We start from the raw sequence: 16975 nt of genomic DNA on the forward strand, positions 1-16975 counted from the left end.
CTAACTTTTAACCCAGACGTCTAGCTTCGTTCCAGGTTGAACAACCTGTGACTTCCGGAGCCCGTTCCAGTTGCATAATTCAGTTGTGGTAACAGAGTATTTCTGCGCGACAATCCACAAACTCTCACCCTTTTTCAGAGTGTAAGTAAACTTTTTACCATATTTGTTTGAGCGTATTTCGAGCTTCTGTCCCTTACGAAGTGGTGTGCGGATACTAATGCGATTCCATTCGCACAGTGTTCTTGTTGAAACATTGTAGTAACGGGCAATCGTCCACAAGCTCTCACCAGGGCGGACGGTATGGTAATACTTATTTCCCTTATAGGGTTTTTTCTTATTTTCGGCTAGACGGACGGCGGTAATTTGGTTTTTAGGAACTGGGATCAGCAAGGTGTGACCTGCGCGAATCAAGTTGTTGTTCAAGCCGTTCAGCTTTTTGATCTCGCTCGCTGAGGTGTGGTATTTGTGTGCAATGACTAACAAACTCTCGCCTGGCTTGATGACATGTCTCGCCCAATTGACTTTGAATTTTTCAGGGTTGTCTTCGTATTGTTTTCTGAAATCGTTGGCAATGTCAGCCGGCAACAGTAAACGATGCTTGGCATTGGGGGGGGTTGCCACGCGAAGGAAACCAGGGTTCAAAACTTTTAGCAGTTGCAGATCCGTTTGCGTTGCTTTGGCAACGTTTCTTAAGTTGATTTGCTGTGTTAGCTTTAAGTCATCAAAGTAAGGCGCGTTCTCAATGGGTTCTAAGTGAATGTTGTATTCGGATTGGTGGTCAATTAGGTAGGCAATGGCTAATAGTTGAGGAACGTAGCGTTTGGTTTCTTGAGGTAAATAACGGCGGATGTTCCAGAAGTTAGGGTTGCCGTTAGAGTGCTTCTTCAAATATTTTCTTTGGGCTTTCAGTACATTACCCAATCCGGCATTGTACGAGGCAAGGGCTAATAACCAATCATAGTCGTTCATGACGTAAAGTTGCTGTAGGTAATCCAAGGCAGCTTGAGTACTCTTATAGATGTCCTGACGACCGTCATACCACCAGTTATGCTGTAGGCCGTAAAGGTGTCCTGTAGATGGCATGAACTGCCAGAGACCAGAAGCACTGACGTAAGAGCGGGCAAATGGGTAGTAACCACTTTCGATAACCGGCAATAATGCGATTTCATACGGCATTTTGCGTTTTTTGATTTCCTGCAAAATGTAGTAGAGATAGGGTTTGGCACGAATCGAAACGCGTTTTAGATATTTACGGCGCTTTAGATAGTATTCAATATAGGACTTGTATTCTTCTGCATGCGCAGGCGCTAGAAAGAAGTTGTGGCTAAGTACTTCCCACAAGTTGTCGTTTTCTTCAGTGTTTGGGGCGTGTACAAAATTCTTTAGGCGCTGCGTGTCGGTTTCAGCAAGGTCGTATTTTTCCAGTGTGGCTTTTTGAATGGTTTGCTCAAAGCTCAAGCTTTCGGCATCATCCATTTCAGATGGCATGGCGATAGGCAGTTTTGGATCTGCGTCGTCGTCATTTTCAGCAGTCGTAGCGTCACCATCACCTGAGTTAGATGTCTGCCCGCTGGCGTTTGGTTCTGATTTTAGAGGTGTTAAGGCACAGCCATTCATAACGAATGGTAAAACCAAACAACCTAACAGAAAAAAATATTTTTGAACAAAGCTCATAGTTTAAAAATCAGTCCAATCCAGACTCTAAAATGCCGGTCTTATCGAGCGAATCCTTCCACGAACGCAGAGTTGCATAAAGATTAGCATTCGAATCCAACTTAAAATTATAAAAGGATTGGTGTCGTTTGATAAGGGTTTCTTTTAAATTTTCTGTATCAAAGCGTAAAAATGGATTGGTCTGCTTCTCAACACCCAATCTTTCTGGTACACAGGGAATGCCGGCTTTGGTTTTTTCCCAGACCTCTTGCTTACGCTTTTGAACCGCTTCATTGTCTGGTTCGGCGATGGCGGCAAAGTTGATGTTGGCAAAGGTGTACTCATGTCCGCAGTAAATCAAACAGTCATCGTTCAGGTCTCTTAAGCGTAGTAGAGACTCGGCCATCGGTTTGGGGGATTGCGTCCAGGTTTTGCCGCAACCCGCTGTAAAGAGGACGTCACCGCAGAACAAAGCTTCCGGGTGATAAAATGCCACATGTTCATGTGTGTGACCGGGGATTTCCAAGACTTCAAATGTTTTATCAAGCACTTGAACCTTGTCACCTTCCAAAACCGGATAGGTCACATGTTTGTATGGACCTCTCGGGTTGCTGACCACTGACGCATCACCAAGCGCTTTCAATACATCTTGGATACCATCAGCATGGTCATAGTGGTGGTGGGTTAACAAGATACCGGCAAGAGAAAGCTGATTTTCCTGGAAGTAAGGAACAACGCGATGACTTTCGCCGGGATCGACAATCCAAGCCTCACGAACATTGGCATCGTCTGAGCGAATCACCCAGATGTAATTGTCGTAATCAGTAGGCAAACCAATGATGTTCATTCCAGACCTTTATAGCTGTTATAATCACAGAATTCTAACAAATCTGATGACAGATGTTCATGCAGAATCCGACGTTCCAGACATTTTTGTCACGTTTTTATAAGACTCCGAAGGGACTTTCTCTTCTAAATGACGAGAAGCTGTTGCTTGAGCGTAGTTTAGAAAAAGTATTTGGTTACTATCTATTGCAGCTGGGCATCAGTTGTGAGGACGATCTTGTACAAAACAGCCGCGTTAGTCGCAAGGTGTTTGCTGATGCGATTAGGCCATCACATTTATCCTCGGAGAAAGTCCAAGCATTCGTACTCACGGATTTGAATTATCTGCCGTTCAAGGATGATTCGATTGATGCTGTGCTGTTACCGCATACGCTGGAATCCGTTTCCGATCCTTATCACTTGCTAAGGCAGGTGGATAAAATGCTTGTTCCTGAAGGGCATGTCTTGATTACCGGTTTCAACCCATTTGGTTGTCATGTCATACGTCAAAAGTTTGGAGAAAACAGTCAAATTTTCAAGCGAGCCAATTTGGTTAAAGAAAGCCGAGTTGTTGATTGGCTAAATGTGTTGGGCTACGAAATCCAGAAAATTTCCTATAGCTCGTTGAGCTGTGTCACAAAGGATATTGAGAATTACCAACCTAGTAGTTTTCTACTGATATTGGAGCACTGGATGGATAAAGTTGGTTTGGACTTGGGTAATGTTTACTGTATTGTTGCCAGGAAAAAAGTCGGCTCGCCAACGCCGGTAGGATTGAACTGGCGCTTCGCACCTTGGCAAACAGTGAAAAAAGGGCGGGTAATTGCCAACTCTGAAGTACACCATCGTTCTTCAAGTGTGAATGATAAGAAAACGAGTTAATAACCAAAATTTAAGAGATAGAAGATGCAACAAGTCGAAATTTTTACCGATGGCGGATGTCGAGGTAATCCCGGAATTGGTGGTTGGGGAGCGCTGCTGAGAATGGGCGGACATGAAAAAGAATTAAAAGGCGCGGCAAAGGATACCACCAACAATCGCATGGAACTGACAGCAGCAATCGAAGCCTTGAAGGCGTTGAAGCGCCCATGCAAAGTCCTACTGACAACTGACTCTCAATATGTTAAAAATGGCATTACGCAATGGCTTCCAAATTGGAAAAAGAACCAATGGCGAACGGCTGCGAAAAAGCCTGTCAAAAACCAGGATTTATGGCAACAACTTGACGAAGCCATTCTGCAGCATCAAGTGGAATGGGCTTGGGTAAAAGGGCACGCAGGGCATGCCGAAAACGAGCGTGCGGATGAGTTGGCCAACCTCGCAATGGATGAATTATCGAATGCATAACAACGGATTTTTGTCTTATATGAAGAAAACGATTTTTGTCGCAGGCTTGGCGCTGTGCCAGGCGGTTTTTGCGCAAACACCCGGTGTTGAAGTTGAAAAAGGAACTTTGGAACAGGGTGGGTTTGTCATACTCAAAGTCTCTCCTGGTTATGAAGTAAGTTACAAACATCACTTGCTTAAGCCGGATGCAGAAGGTCGTGTACTGATCGGGTTTTCTCGAAACGATGGGGTTAAGCAAACACTAACGCTGATTGAGTCGGATGGCAAAAAGCAAAAACAAACGTTAAAAATTGCCAAGCGCAGTTATACGGTTCAGCGCATCAATGGTTTGCCTAAAAACAAAGTGTCACCTGATAAAGCTACTTTGAAGTTGATCTATCGTGACATTGCCGAGGCAAAAGCGGCGAGAAAAATCAATCTACCAACGCCTTATTTCGACAGCGGATTTGACTGGCCGACTAAAGGAATAATTAGCGGGATTTACGGCAGCCAACGCATTTTGAATGGCAAACCACGAGCCCCTCACTTGGGGGTTGATATCGCCGCACCGCAAGGCACGCCATTGCATGCACCGGCAGATGGAAAAATTACCTTGAGTGCAGACATGGTGCTGAGTGGTCATACGGTGATGATTGATCACGGTTATGGATTACGTTCAACAGTGATGCATTTACATAAGGTGTTTGTTAAACAAGGCGACTTTGTGAAAAAAGGACAGGTTATCGGTGAAGTCGGGCAAACGGGTCGAGCGACTGGGCCGCATGTTCATTGGGGAATGAGTTGGTTTAATGTCAGGCTGGATCCGTCGTTAGTGCTGATTTCAGATTTGAAGCCCGGTGATAAGGTATCACCGTCTGCCTTGGTATTGAATGAAAAAGAACCTGCAATGCAGGCCAGTTCCAAATAGTTCGCAATGAACTTTTAGTCACTGACCACCTTGGTTGTCAGCCACTACCCGTTACCACTAGTTTCTACCAGCTAAGCGTTTCACCAAATTTTTTACTGATCGCTTCCAACTTTTGTTGGTGGCGCATCAGTTCATCATCGGTTGCTTTCAGCACTTTTAACTTCGGTCGATTGACATCCAGTTGTACAACGTTGCCTGATACATTGCCTTCGTATTCTTCATGGAGTGATAGGGCAGTTTGTCCACCTGTCATCGCCAGGTAGACGTCGGCTAGGATTTCGGAGTCGAGTAAAGCCCCGTGGAGCGTTCGGTTGGAGTTGTCGATACCGAAGCGTTTGCACAAGGCATCCAACGTATTGCGCTGCCCAGGGAAGGACTTACGCGCCATTTTCAAACTGTCAGTAATGGTACAGTGATCTTCAATTTTGCCCCAACGGTTATTCTTCAATTGAGACAGTTCATGGTTGATGAACCCGACATCGAAGGGTGCGTTATGGATAATCAGCTCAGCACCAGCGACAAACGCCATAAAGTCATCGACAACATCTGAAAAAATAGGCTTATCTTCAAGAAATTCGTTGGTGATACCGTGTACGGCGATCGCATCTTCTGGCACATCACGCTCAGGCTGGATATATTGATGATAATTTTTGTGGGTCAGTTTTCTTTCGACGAGTTCCACGGCACCGATTTCGATGATTTTGTCACCGCTTTTCGGGTCAAGACCGGTGGTCTCCGTATCCATTATGATTTGACGCATTTCTAATAGACTCACAGTCACTTTCGGTTAGAATATGCGCTATTGTAACTCAACATCCTTTTGTTGAAGGAAATATAAAGAAGACGTTCATCTGACATTTCGGATACGGCGTTGGAGAATAAAGGACAGATTCATGAGAATTAAAAACGGTAGTGAAGTTACTTTTCATTATGAGCTACGCGATGAGTCAGGTGAACTATTGGATTCTACCTTCGGTGGTGAGCCAGTTCATTATGTACATGGTGAAGGTGAGATTATCGAAGGGTTGGAAGAGTTGCTAGAAGGTGAAGAGCCAGGGTTTGAAGCTAAGGTCACCATTCCACCCGAGAAAGGATATGGTGTAACGCGTCAGGACTTGATCGTCTATGCTTCTCCTGAAAACTTTGATGACAATGTTGAAATCAAGGTTGGTGAAGTTGTCGAAACGGAAGACCCTGATGGTGAAATCATCGCTTTCCGCATTGTAGAAATCGACGAAGACAAAGTTTTCCTAGATGGTAACCACCCATTGGCGAATCAAACCTTGAACTACAAAGTAGAAGTTTTGGAAGTTGCATAAGCCTTTCAAAACATAGCGACAAAAAGCCCCGCAACGCGGGGCTTTTTTTATGAAGATTTTGAAAACAAAATCTGCCAGGTTGGGTACCTGGGCTTGACATGTTGCAAGCTAAGCGACATTACCACACTGCATATTGCCAGGCACTGAGATGTCAATTTTTCTTGGGTTGGGTAGATTAAGGTTGTCCATAATCACCGCGAAGTCTTCATAAGACTTACCTTTGCCCACTCTTGTGTTGTACTCAATCTCTTCACCGATAGTCGACTGTGAAAACCCTTTGTAATCGTGAGCAGGGAAAACCAAGGTGTCAGGTGACAGTTTGAAAAGCTTCTCTGTCAGAGATTCATACATGGCTTCATTGCTTCCTAATTGGAAGTCGGTACGACCACAGTCTCTTACCAACAGGGTATCCCCTGTAAAGACGGCACCGTCGATTTGGTAGGTGATGTCATTATTGGTGTGGCCTGGCGTGTGCAGTACCCGAATAGATTGTTGTCCAAGCATGAAGCTGTCGCCTTCTTCGGCAAGAATGTCAGCACACTCCGAACCAGAGTTTTTGTGTACGACGATTTTTGCGCCTGTGTGCTTGCGAATTGGACCTGCACCGGTAATGTGATCGGCATGGATATGGGTCTCAAGCAAATACTTAACGTTCAATCCCAGTTCTTCGATGTGTTGGATATCACGTTCGACCTGTTCAGCAACCGAGTCAATGGCGGCAGCTTCTTTTGTGTCTTCATCCCATAGCAAGTAGGTGTAAGTCCAGGTTTCGTAATCAAACAGTTGACGAATTTTCATCTTGTCCTCCATTGGCACGAGAGTCAATTTTTTTCTATAAAGATTCTTATTATTGCATTAATAACGTGTATAAGTAAACGCTAATAGGGTGCCAAAGAGAAAATGTCCAATAAAAACAATCGCTTTTGTGTTTTTTTGGGGAGGGAATGTATAGCAATGTCAAAGAAAATCGCTGCAAAATGTTGCGGAATGTTGGCTTTGGTCAACACTTTGCGACAATGTTATTTTCGGTTTGTTATCCAAATAAGATGATACCCAAATTGGGTTTTGACAGGACCTTGTACTTCGTTTAGTGGTGCTGAAAATACTACTTCGTCAAACTCCGGAACCATCACGCCTTTACCGAAAATCCCCAAGTCACCGCCAACTTTTGCAGAAGGGCAGGTGGAGTATTCTCTTGCTAGCCGATCAAAATCTTCAAAACTGTTAATTTGTGCTTTAAGTGAGTTGCACAGCGCTTCATCGGCCACGAGGATATGGCGAGCTTTGACTTTAGTGAATGTTTGAGAAGTATCGTTCATCATTGTCTTCCGGAATATTCTTAATAGCTGAATTCTACCCAAATTTTGTCGAGAACGGGCTGCTTAAGAACTGCACGGGCAGAATCACTGCGCAAAATTGGTCTTCGCGGTCTATCTAGCGTAAAATGCGCGCTAAGATTATTCGGTATGCCAATTGTTTTCTGGCTTTGTTTTTCTGGTTTTAAAGTCACTTTACCACCCCATATTTATGTCTGATAGTTCTGCGCTTCTCAAAATGTCGAATCACGATTTTATCGATTCCTTAACAGAGGTCTTGTCGAGGGATCGTTTTGCCCTGCAAAAACAATGGGAAAGATTCAAGCCCAACACCTTGGACGACGCGCAAAAAGAAGTTTTGCAGGCAACCCCAACCTGGCAGAAATTTGTCAGTAAATGGCAACGCTCTCGTGAGTCGGTGGCGGCTAATCGTCAGGCAGTGCCTAAGATTGAATTCGACGAAAACCTGCCCGTTGCCAAGCGTCGAGAAGAGCTTAGAAAACTGATTGGGCAACATCAGGTTGTAGTGATTGCAGGGGAGACCGGCTCCGGTAAAACCACGCAAATTCCAAAAATTTGTTTGGAGGCGGGAAGAGGAATTTTCGGGCGCATCGGTTGTACCCAACCGAGACGTTTGGCGGCGCGCAGTGTTGCAGAGCGTATAGCAGAAGAGCTAGGTTCATCCATCGGGCAGTTGGTTGGTTATCAGGTTCGATTTCATGATCAGGTGCATCAACAAAGCCTGATTAAAGTGATGACGGATGGGATCCTATTGGCGGAAGTCCAAAACGATCCCTTTCTTAACCAGTATGACACTATCATTATTGATGAGGCACACGAGCGCTCAATCAATATCGATTTCCTATTGGGGATATTGAAGAAACTGCTGCCCAAGCGTCCTGACCTAAAAGTGGTGATTACCTCAGCGACCATTGATACCCAGCGTTTTGCCGATTACTTCAAAGGCGCTCCTGTCGTGGAGGTCAGTGGCCGAACTTACCCTGTGGAAATTCGTTACCGGCCTTTGATTAAACTCGAAGATGATGACGGCAACGAATATGAACAGGACATTCCACTGGCAATTTCTCATGCGCTAGATGAGTTGGCGTTGGAAGACCCGTTTGGTGATGTGTTGGTGTTTCAAGTCGGTGAGCGAGACATCAAAGAAACCGCTGAAATCCTACGTAAGCAAAACCTGAAAAATACCGAGATCATACCGCTTTATGCTCGCCTATCGATGGCTGAGCAGAACAAGGTATTTCAAACCTCGCAAAAACGTCGAGTGATTTTATCGACTAACGTTGCGGAAACCTCTTTAACCGTGCCGGGCATCAAGTTTGTCATTGATCCGGGACAAGTGCGCATCAGCCGTTACAGTGTGCGCTCAAAAGTACAACGTCTGCCGATTGAAAAGATTTCCCAGGCTTCTGCCAACCAAAGAGCAGGGCGCTGTGGACGCGTATCTTCCGGTGTGTGTATTCGCTTGTATGATGAGGAAGACTTTCAGGCAAGACCGGCATTTACGCCGCCGGAAATTCACCGTACGTCTTTGGCATCGGTCATTTTGCAGATGGCGACGTTGCGTTTAGGGGCAGTCAAACATTTCCCGTTTATCGAACCGCCTGAAGACAAAGCAGTCAATGATGGTTTCCGTCAGTTACAGGAAATCGGTGCATTGGATGAGCAAAGGCAACTGACCGAATCCGGTAAGCAGTTGGCGACGTTGCCGCTTGATCCTCGCATGGCGAAAATGGTGCTGGAAGGCCAAAAAAACAATGTGTTGGCGGAAGTGCTGATTATTGCGTCGGCACTCAGTATTCAAGACCCACGAGATATGAACGAGTCCAACCGTCAAGCTGCGAATCAGGCGCATAAACGCTTTGAAGATGAACGCTCGGACTTTCTGTTTTACCTCAATCTTTGGCACTTTTATGAAGAGCAACGCCGCCACCTGAGCCAGAACAAATTACGTAAATTGTGTAAAACCAACTACCTGTCCTATCTGCGAATGAAAGAGTGGCATGATTTGTTTTACCAGTTAGAAGTCAGCTTGAAACGCATCGGTACCAAGGTTGGCGATTTGCATCTTTATGAAGAAGTATCTCAACACGGAAAAGTGGTCGGTGAGCGCTTGTCTGACTTACATTCTATTGCCGTACATCGCGCGCTAATGACCGGTTTACTCGGTAATATCGCCATGCGAGATGATGAAAACACTTATCTCGGCGCGCGTAATACTAAACTGTTTATCCATCCAAGCTCGGTGTTATTCAAACGTAAACCCAAATGGATGTTATCTGGTGAGCTGGTCGAAACCACCAAACTTTACGCCAGAAACAATGCGACCATTGATGTTCGCTGGGTAGAAAGTCTCGCCAAGCATTTGATTAAGCATAGCTACGCTGATCCGCATTGGCAGAAGAAAGCAGGGCAGGTGGGCGCTTATGAATCCATTACCCTTTATGGTTTGCCGATTGTAAATCGTCGCCAGTGCAACTACGGACCTATCAATCCAAAAGAAGCCCACAAGATTTTTCTGCGCCATGGTTTGGTGGAGGGAGACATGCATTGTCGTGTCGATTTCTTTGTGCACAACCAAAAGCTCATTGCTGAAATCCAGCAAATAGAGTCCAAGCTTCGTCGCCTGGATTTTCTGGTAGATGACAATGTACTGTATGACTTTTATGCAGACAAAATTCCTGAGCACATTTACAGTCAGCCCGCATTTGAAAAGTGGGTGAAAAGCACCAAACAAAAACAGCCTGAGTTGATTGAATCGTTATTTTTGACGCGCGAGTTTTTGCTGAAGCAATCCATCGACAGTAGTTTAAATGTGGAATTTCCTGACCAGATTGGTTTACAGAACAGCATTCAGCTGGATGTGGATTACCGCTTTGAACCGGGCAAAATGCAAGATGGCATGGTGGTGCATATTCCGCTATCAAACTTGAACTTGGTTCAGTCGGAAGATTTTGAATGGTTGACGCCGGGCTTGATCAAAGAGAAGGTCGCCTGCTACATCAAAGCCTTGCCAAAAGGGCTTCGTAAACAGTTTATTCCCGCGCCGAACTATGCTGAGTTGGCGTTGAAGGAAATGTCGCCGGAGAAACGTCATAAGGGGAGTGTTGCTGCTGAACCTTTCCTTAGTCAGTTGGTGTGGGCGCTCAATCGCCGCGCGGCGGATAAAGTATCTGTGAATGACTTCCAAGCCGTCGAGTTGCCGGATTACTTGAAGCCTTATTATTTACTGGAAGATGAAAAAGGCAAGCTCTTGGCGGAAGGTTCCGATCTTGAAAAGATCAAAGCCGAATACCTACACTTGGTTGATAAGTTGATTGAAAAACATCAAGGCCAAGCTGGTAGAGCCGCGAGAACCGAAAATCAAAAAGTCGAAACTTGGAATTTTGGTGATTTGGCAGAAACTCAAACCTTGGCAACGGGAAAATCTGGTGCGGAAATGGTGGTTTATCCTGCGTTACAAACGACGTCAGATGGTTTTGAAATCGCATTGATTGGCGATGAATCGACAGCACAGCAAACGCATGGTGATGCCGTTCTGACATTGATAAAGCAGCTGCTGACGGATAAACAAAAATACCTCTTCAAACAGCTTCCCCTTCAAAAAGCTTGTCTGTGCTATGCGCCTTATGGCACCTGTCAGGATTTGACGCAGCAGATTATTGACCGTGCGTTGGCGCAATTGGTACCAGAACCACAAGCTATACGTAAGCAATCGGAGTTTGAGCAGACGCTTGAACTGGTGCGTAGCCAATGGGTGGAGAAAGGGCAAAAAGTCGCGAAACAAGTCAGTGAGATTTTGACGGCTCATCAGAAAATAGCTAAACAGGTCAAAGGCAAGGTCAATCCACGTTGGCTGGCGTCTATTGCTGATATTCAACATCAGTTGGATGGCTTGATTTCCAAAGACTTTGTCAGAACCACGCCGGAAACATGGTTGGCACAATTGCCGAGGTATTTACAAGGGTTGGAAAAACGTTTGGAAAAACTCGATTTGGACCCAGCGAAGGATCAAGTGGCGATTCGTCAGATTCAGCCATTGTTGGATTCTTATGAAAAACTGGCTCAAGAACCTGCTTATGCCAATGCCCCCAACCTGGTAGATTTTCGTTGGATGCTGGAGGAGTTGCGCGTTTCATTATTTGCACAGCCGATGAAAACCCTAAAGCCGGTTTCTATTCAGCGCTTGGAAAAACAACTCAAAGAATTCTAATAGAAGTGTGGCAAGAATCTGCCAGGTTGGGTGTTGAAGGTATTTTTAGTAGATACAAAAAAGCGAGCGCTTGGAAAACCAAAGCTCGCTTTTTTTATAAGCTTAAACGTCGGGCTAGATTATAGCGCTACGATGTTTTCTGCTTGAGGACCTTTTTGGCCTTGACCAACAGTGAACTCAACTTTTTGACCTTCAGCCAAAGTTTTGAATCCTGAACCAGAGATTGCGCTGAAATGAGCGAAAAGATCTGGACCATTTTCTTGTTGAATGAAACCAAATCCTTTAGATTCGTTGAACCACTTAACTGTTCCAGTTTGTGTAGTAGACATAATGCTTTTCCTATAAAAATAAAATTACTAAACGCGTCCTAAGATCTTCTAAGGACATAAGGAAAAAATTTTTTTGGTACTGATTTTCTATTTCGGGACGGAGAATTATGACTAACACAACGAAAACGAGAGGTAGAACTAGGTAAACAAAGGCAATTTCTTCCTGTGAGTGACAGTATAAGATCTATTCTATGAAAGTCAAATTAAATCAAACGTTTATTTTAAAATGATGTTTTAGACAGCTTTAATCGCACACATTTGGTCAAATTAACGCTTAAAGTTGAACCTGAACAGCGATATTGAGAGATTTTAGGCGTTTGGCAGTCCAATAAACCATTTCTTTGGCAGAAGAACTACAACCGCTATTACAGTTGCCGGTTGAGCAGCTTTCACCGTCTGAAGATACCAATTGAACATGACCTTGCTCAATCAATGGCGTAAGCAGGCCTTGCAACGCGTTATCGTCAAGGTCAAACCGATTTTTTAAATCGTCGGTACTGACCTGTTGATGTTCGCGAATGTAACGCTTCATTTCTAAAAGAATCATAGTTAGACTCCTTTGACTTAGCAGCAGTGCACTGGCTAGTGCTGTGCTACTTTTTTCGTGGGCGCGGTTTTTTGCATACCAATACGCTTCAAGGTTAAGTATAAACCAATAAATGCCAAGGCGATAGCGGACAGCCACGCGAGGGAGTATTGCGGATGCTCCATGAATGTCATGATTTGATAGAAGCTCACCGCTACAGTATAGCCGAGGAATAAACTCCAACTACCACTCATAATCGCCCATTTCCAACCGAGTTCTTTCTTGATGGCACCGACAGTCGCCACACAAGGGAAATAAAGCAGAATCAACAGCAAGTAAGCATAAGCAGCAACCTCACCACCAAAATGCTGGTGCATTTTTTGTAGAGTGCTGACATTTACATCCAACTCTTGAGCAGCTTCTTGAGTGTTTTCTACGTGTTTAAGCGCTTCCAACCCTAGAGGATCGTCCAAGTTAGTGAAGATGCCGGTGATATTTGCAGGGATAGTGGCAAAAGCACCTTTCATTGCACCGATAAAGTCATAACTGTCTTCTGTGGATTTGTTTTCTTCTTTGCTCTGATAAAGTGCATCCAAAGAGCCGACAACGACTTCTTTTGCCAAAATACCAGTAATCAATCCAACCGTTGCCGGCCAGTTGTCTTCCGTCACACCAAGTGGTTCGAATACTGGCGTGGTGACTTTGGCGACTTCACTTAAAACCGAGTTGTTTTGGTTTTCATGACCGAAAGTCCAGTCGGTTCCTAGGCTGTTGAAGAAGTTAATTAGCAGCACGACGACGATAATGACTTTACCGGCATCGGTAATGAAGCCTCTAAGTTTGTTTCGAGAATTCAGCACTACATTGATGAAGGCCGGTTTGTGATAAATAGGCAGTTCCATCAACAGACTAGGCGCTTCGCCAGGCAGCAATGTCTTCTTCAGAACCAGAGCGGTCAGTACCGCAGCAACAATCCCCACCAAGTAAAGTGAGAAAACCAACAGGGTTGCATGGTCTGAGAAAAAGGCAGTCGCAAAGAGCACATAAACCGTCAAACGGGCACTACAAGACATGAATGGTGTCATCATCACGGTCATGATGCGGTCACGTTCGTCAGGCAGGACTCGGCTAGCCATGACGCCCGGAATGTTGCAACCAAAGCCGATAACCAGCGGAATAAAAGCCTGTCCGGATAAGCCGACTCGACGCATGGAACGATCCATAATCAACGCGGCACGTTGCATATAGCCCGTCTCTTCGAGAATCGACAGTAAAAGGAACAAGGCACCGATAACCGGAATGAACGTAGCAACCACTTGAATACCACCACCGATACCCGTTGCCAGAAGGGTAATCAGCCATTCAGGCGTGGAGATAGCTTGTAGTAAGTGAGTAGGGCCATCGACAAAAATGGCTTGAGCGCCTTGGTCGAAAAAGTCCAAAAACGCATTCCCCAGCGTTATGGAGAGGGCAAATACCAAGTACATGACGGTTAGGAAAATTGGCATTCCCAAAACCGGGTGCAGCGCCCATTTATCCAAAATATCCGTCGTGTTACGGGTAAATTGATCAGTATGAGTCAAGCTGGCATGGGTTGCATCATGTGCAAATTGGAAGTAAAGGTCAGTAGCGACAATCGCCAGGTCTTCTTCATAATGTTCTTCCAACTTTCTTTTCGATGCCATCGCATAGCTGCGCAACTCTAAGGGTGCCTGCTCTGGCTTGAGCAGGGTTTGCAACGTCTTCCAGCAGGATTCGTTCGTGTGTGGTTGCAAGTTACGGATGTCATGCACGCATTCATGCAACATGTCCGGTAGATCGAAATGTAAGTTAGAACGCTTGTTTAGCAACTCTGGAATTTGTTCTTTAAGCTCGTCAACGCCTTGATTGAAGTAAGCGGAAATCGGGATGACTGGGCAGCCCAATTTTTCTGAAAGGGTGTCGATATCAATAGACAAATGACGTTCGTGCAACATGTCCATACGATTGAGCACGACCACGACCGGCAAGCCCATGTGTAACAATTGCGCTGTTAAAAATAGCTGACGTTCAATGCTGGTGGCATCGACAATATTCAAAATTAATTCTGCTGGCTGGCATTGAAGGAAGTTGCGAGCGATTTTTTCATCCAGACCAGAGCGGGAAGAATTTTCTAGGCTGTACACACCCGGCAAGTCGATAAGCTTGTATTTTTCTGAGCCTATTGCAAATTGCCCGTTTTTTTGCTCAACCGTTACTCCTGGCCAATTCCCCGTTGTTTGCTGAGAGCCGGTCAGACGATTGAACAGGGTGGTTTTTCCGCAGTTTGGGTTTCCAATTAGGGCGATTTGATGTTGATAATTTTTTGCAACATTAGCAATGGGTAAATCAGTAACGGTCATGACAGAGGGTGAACCTTAATAAAATGAGCGATTTTTTTATCGACGGCGAAGCGGCTACCATCCACGGTTAAGATGTAGCTATCTCCACGTACCAATAAAACTTTTATGTGGCTGTTGGTATGAAATCCAAGGTTTACCAGGTGAAGTTTAGTCTCTAGGTCGCCAGTAAGGGCAACGATAGTACAGGTCTGATCCTGATGGCATTCATCTAGTCGAATGGCGTTTTTGTCTGGCATAAAAGCACTATTCCAAACCGGACGTGAACGTCGGCGTTAAATAAGGTTAAAGTAAATAAAAATAATTATTATTTATAATACCACAAAAGTGAATTTTGTCAATTGAATCCCACGAATAAAATGGGGTAAATCCTGCTGAAAGGTGGCAGAAGAAGTTCAAACGCGAACGTGTGATTAATTGCTTGCAAATTCAATGACTTCGTGACTTAATGTAGGCGAATTTTGGCTGAATATTAAATGAATTCAAGTCTTGAAACAATATGGAACATTTTGTTGCTTGAGTTCTATGCCAATGGAACTTTCGGTATTTTGTGCAATTTATTCCAAAAGATACGGAATTCATTAAACATCGGGTTAAAAAAAACAAGGAAATTCAAATGAAGTTAAAAACACTTTTTCTTTCTTCCTTACTATGTGTTTCAAGTGTGGCATTGGTTGGTTGTGGACATTCTGATAACCAAACATCCTCCTCTGAAAATGCTTCTAAGCAAGCAGAGGCTTTGAAATCATCAACCGCAGATCAGAACTTGATGCCGCCAAACGGTGAGCAAACTTCTACGATGGATGTTAAAACCCAGAATCTGACAACGAGTGAACCAGAAAAGCCAACAGATGAAACGGCTGCTAAGCCTGCGGAAACCACGGCACCTGCTGAAGATATTGAGAGGGCAGAACCTGAGAAAACCGCTATCGACAACGAACCGCATCCAGCAGTAAAAACGGGAGAAGAAATTTTTGCGACCTGTTCAGCTTGTCATGGCGATCATGGTCAAGGTGGAGTGGGCCCTAAACTAAAAGGTCTGAAGAAAGATGATATTATTGCCAAGCTCAAGGCTTATAAAGCAGGTAAGTCATTCGGTCCAATGAGTTCAATGATGATTCCTAACGCTCAGCAATTAAGTGAAGAAGATATTAAGTCTGTCGCAGCATATATTGCTAAGTTGTAAAGCTAGGATTCGATTCGCATCGCTGTTATCAGGCGGTGCGAACGATTAAAAACTACCAGGTTGGGGGAAGAGGTAGTCAATGGCTTCGCGGATATCTTCTTCCGCTATCATCAATTCTTGATTGGCGTTTTCACGCATCAAAGCCACTTCTTCGGTGAAATACTCCGGCATTTCATGTTCGATAATACAAGCCTCACTGAGTTGAACCAGCGCGACTAATGTTCGGATACTGTCGTCTTCTATTTCTGGTAAATGCTTTTTGTGCGCTTGGTAGATGATATGTCCCATCGATTTTCCCAACTGCCACTTCTTTGCCAGAAGTAATCCCGCTACATTTCGGCTTGAGGTATAACGTTCGTTCTCAATCTGTTTGGTGTGATAGGGTGCCGCTAAACATTCCATAAAGACTTCATCATAGTCTTTGAACTTGGTCGCTAAAATAATGCAACCGGAGTTATAGAACAGGCCGCCTAGGTAAGCTTGGTCAGATCTTATATGCATCACACGCTCACTCAAAAAACCGCAAAGTGATGCGGTGTTCAAACTGAGCTGGTTAATTTCGGTTCGGGCACGACCAAGATATTCCATGCTGTAATAAATTCCCATCACCAGGCTTTTCAGGCTTTTTACGCCGATGACGTCAACCGCATCGCGGATGCTGGTGACGTCGGCTGCTCTGTGTTTGGAAAATAGGGGATAGTTGGCAGTTTTGATGACTTCGGCAGTCAAGTTCATGTTCTGAGAAATCAGTTTGACAATTTCATTGGTTTCGGGAAGTTGTAGTCCAGACAGGAGCTCGTTTAATTTGAGGATTTCCTTGGGAAGTGCGGGAATCTTATCAATCTCAAAAAGCGTTTTCGCATGTTCTATTTGTTCTTTTATGGTGAGCATGTGCGTCCTGCGATCTCTAACAACTGTGTCCAAATAAGTTTGATGAAACTTGCTATGTGTAGGCATT

16 protein-coding genes are annotated in these 16975 nt (G+C 44.6%); 6 read left to right on the forward strand and 10 right to left on the reverse strand.

The window, feature by feature from the left end:
* Complete coding sequence (locus HVMH_RS05095) at positions 1-1674, reverse strand: LysM peptidoglycan-binding domain-containing protein (RefSeq protein WP_051622939.1); 1674 nt, start codon at positions 1672-1674, stop codon at positions 1-3.
* Positions 1675-1684: 10 nt separating this feature from the next.
* The gene (gene gloB / locus HVMH_RS05100; RefSeq protein ID WP_029908565.1) at positions 1685-2500 is read right to left on the reverse strand and encodes a hydroxyacylglutathione hydrolase; all 816 of its coding nucleotides are present in this window, start codon (positions 2498-2500) and stop codon (positions 1685-1687) included.
* 59 nt (positions 2501-2559) lie between these two features.
* On the opposite strand from gloB, the gene HVMH_RS05105 reads away from it, so the two are divergent.
* Genes HVMH_RS05105 through HVMH_RS05115 form a run of 3 tightly spaced genes read left to right on the forward strand, consistent with a single transcriptional unit; the run spans position 2560 to position 4732 of the window.
* Positions 2560-3360 carry a class I SAM-dependent methyltransferase gene (locus HVMH_RS05105; RefSeq protein ID WP_029908567.1) on the forward strand — a complete coding sequence of 267 codons (801 nt, stop codon included), beginning with the start codon at positions 2560-2562 and terminating at the stop codon, positions 3358-3360.
* Between the two features lie 24 nt (positions 3361-3384).
* Positions 3385-3825 carry a ribonuclease HI gene (gene rnhA, locus HVMH_RS05110; protein WP_029908569.1) on the forward strand — a complete coding sequence of 147 codons (441 nt, stop codon included), beginning with the start codon at positions 3385-3387 and terminating at the stop codon, positions 3823-3825.
* Positions 3782-4732, forward strand: a complete 951-nt coding sequence (locus HVMH_RS05115; protein ID WP_162178142.1) for a M23 family metallopeptidase — start codon at positions 3782-3784, stop codon at positions 4730-4732. Before rnhA ends, HVMH_RS05115 begins: the two co-directional genes overlap by 44 nt.
* A 64-nt stretch (positions 4733-4796) precedes the next feature.
* On the opposite strand, the gene dnaQ is transcribed toward HVMH_RS05115, so the two are convergent.
* A complete protein-coding gene (gene dnaQ / locus HVMH_RS05120; RefSeq protein WP_029908573.1) occupies positions 4797-5492 on the reverse strand; it encodes a DNA polymerase III subunit epsilon in 696 nt (231 codons plus the stop codon).
* Between the two features lie 133 nt (positions 5493-5625).
* Here dnaQ and HVMH_RS05125 point away from each other — a divergent pair, with 133 nt between their 5' ends.
* Positions 5626-6051 carry an FKBP-type peptidyl-prolyl cis-trans isomerase gene (locus HVMH_RS05125; protein ID WP_029908575.1) on the forward strand — a complete coding sequence of 142 codons (426 nt, stop codon included), beginning with the start codon at positions 5626-5628 and terminating at the stop codon, positions 6049-6051.
* Between the two features lie 108 nt (positions 6052-6159).
* Here the strand turns inward: HVMH_RS05125 and HVMH_RS05130 are convergent, their stop codons facing one another.
* Both HVMH_RS05130 and HVMH_RS05135 read right to left on the reverse strand, forming a co-directional pair.
* Positions 6160-6849, reverse strand: a complete 690-nt coding sequence (locus tag HVMH_RS05130; protein ID WP_029908576.1) for an MBL fold metallo-hydrolase — start codon at positions 6847-6849, stop codon at positions 6160-6162.
* A gap of 221 nt (positions 6850-7070) precedes the next feature.
* A complete protein-coding gene (locus tag HVMH_RS05135) occupies positions 7071-7370 on the reverse strand; it encodes a peptidylprolyl isomerase (RefSeq protein WP_051622941.1) in 300 nt (99 codons plus the stop codon).
* Between the two features lie 235 nt (positions 7371-7605).
* On the opposite strand from HVMH_RS05135, the gene hrpA reads away from it, so the two are divergent.
* Positions 7606-11598, forward strand: a complete 3993-nt coding sequence (gene hrpA, locus HVMH_RS05140) for an ATP-dependent RNA helicase HrpA (RefSeq protein WP_029908580.1) — start codon at positions 7606-7608, stop codon at positions 11596-11598.
* Positions 11599-11717: 119 nt separating this feature from the next.
* Here the strand turns inward: hrpA and HVMH_RS05145 are convergent, their stop codons facing one another.
* The 4 genes from HVMH_RS05145 to HVMH_RS11920 all read right to left on the reverse strand — a co-directional run bounded on the left by HVMH_RS05145 (position 11718) and on the right by HVMH_RS11920 (position 15070).
* The gene (locus HVMH_RS05145; protein ID WP_029908582.1) at positions 11718-11927 is read right to left on the reverse strand and encodes a cold-shock protein; all 210 of its coding nucleotides are present in this window, start codon (positions 11925-11927) and stop codon (positions 11718-11720) included.
* A gap of 274 nt (positions 11928-12201) precedes the next feature.
* A complete protein-coding gene (locus HVMH_RS05150; RefSeq protein WP_029908584.1) occupies positions 12202-12474 on the reverse strand; it encodes a FeoC-like transcriptional regulator in 273 nt (90 codons plus the stop codon).
* Positions 12475-12509: 35 nt separating this feature from the next.
* Positions 12510-14834 carry a Fe(2+) transporter permease subunit FeoB gene (feoB, locus tag HVMH_RS05155; RefSeq protein WP_051622943.1) on the reverse strand — a complete coding sequence of 775 codons (2325 nt, stop codon included), beginning with the start codon at positions 14832-14834 and terminating at the stop codon, positions 12510-12512.
* Positions 14831-15070, reverse strand: a complete 240-nt coding sequence (locus HVMH_RS11920) for a FeoA family protein (RefSeq protein WP_029908588.1) — start codon at positions 15068-15070, stop codon at positions 14831-14833. The genes feoB and HVMH_RS11920 overlap by 4 nt, the downstream gene beginning before the upstream one ends.
* 377 nt (positions 15071-15447) lie before the next feature.
* Here HVMH_RS11920 and HVMH_RS05165 point away from each other — a divergent pair, with 377 nt between their 5' ends.
* A complete protein-coding gene (locus tag HVMH_RS05165) occupies positions 15448-16017 on the forward strand; it encodes a c-type cytochrome (protein WP_155837640.1) in 570 nt (189 codons plus the stop codon).
* A gap of 45 nt (positions 16018-16062) precedes the next feature.
* On the opposite strand, the gene HVMH_RS05170 is transcribed toward HVMH_RS05165, so the two are convergent.
* Complete coding sequence (locus HVMH_RS05170) at positions 16063-16974, reverse strand: HDOD domain-containing protein (protein WP_029908592.1); 912 nt, start codon at positions 16972-16974, stop codon at positions 16063-16065.
* Between the last annotated feature and the right edge of the window lies 1 nt (position 16975).

It is taken from the genome of Hydrogenovibrio marinus, assembly GCF_013340845.1.
Classification (GTDB): domain Bacteria; phylum Pseudomonadota; class Gammaproteobacteria; order Thiomicrospirales; family Thiomicrospiraceae; genus Hydrogenovibrio; species Hydrogenovibrio marinus.

Bases quoted from the DNA above. Each gene is read 5' to 3' on its own strand.
- HVMH_RS05095 (WP_051622939.1), bottom strand. From the start codon at position 1,674: ATGAGCTTTGTTCAAAAATATTTTTTTCTGTTAGGTTGTTTGGTTTTA.
- gloB (WP_029908565.1), bottom strand. From the start codon at position 2,500: ATGAACATCATTGGTTTGCCTACTGATTACGACAATTACATCTGGGTG.
- HVMH_RS05105 (WP_029908567.1), top strand. From the start codon at position 2,560: ATGCAGAATCCGACGTTCCAGACATTTTTGTCACGTTTTTATAAGACT.
- rnhA (WP_029908569.1), top strand. From the start codon at position 3,385: ATGCAACAAGTCGAAATTTTTACCGATGGCGGATGTCGAGGTAATCCC.
- HVMH_RS05115 (WP_162178142.1), top strand. From the start codon at position 3,782: ATGAGTTGGCCAACCTCGCAATGGATGAATTATCGAATGCATAACAAC.
- dnaQ (WP_029908573.1), bottom strand. From the start codon at position 5,492: ATGCGTCAAATCATAATGGATACGGAGACCACCGGTCTTGACCCGAAA.
- HVMH_RS05125 (WP_029908575.1), top strand. From the start codon at position 5,626: ATGAGAATTAAAAACGGTAGTGAAGTTACTTTTCATTATGAGCTACGC.
- HVMH_RS05130 (WP_029908576.1), bottom strand. From the start codon at position 6,849: ATGAAAATTCGTCAACTGTTTGATTACGAAACCTGGACTTACACCTAC.
- HVMH_RS05135 (WP_051622941.1), bottom strand. From the start codon at position 7,370: ATGAACGATACTTCTCAAACATTCACTAAAGTCAAAGCTCGCCATATC.
- hrpA (WP_029908580.1), top strand. From the start codon at position 7,606: ATGTCGAATCACGATTTTATCGATTCCTTAACAGAGGTCTTGTCGAGG.
- HVMH_RS05145 (WP_029908582.1), bottom strand. From the start codon at position 11,927: ATGTCTACTACACAAACTGGAACAGTTAAGTGGTTCAACGAATCTAAA.
- HVMH_RS05150 (WP_029908584.1), bottom strand. From the start codon at position 12,474: ATGATTCTTTTAGAAATGAAGCGTTACATTCGCGAACATCAACAGGTC.
- feoB (WP_051622943.1), bottom strand. From the start codon at position 14,834: ATGACCGTTACTGATTTACCCATTGCTAATGTTGCAAAAAATTATCAA.
- HVMH_RS11920 (WP_029908588.1), bottom strand. From the start codon at position 15,070: ATGCCAGACAAAAACGCCATTCGACTAGATGAATGCCATCAGGATCAG.
- HVMH_RS05165 (WP_155837640.1), top strand. From the start codon at position 15,448: ATGAAGTTAAAAACACTTTTTCTTTCTTCCTTACTATGTGTTTCAAGT.
- HVMH_RS05170 (WP_029908592.1), bottom strand. From the start codon at position 16,974: ATGCCTACACATAGCAAGTTTCATCAAACTTATTTGGACACAGTTGTT.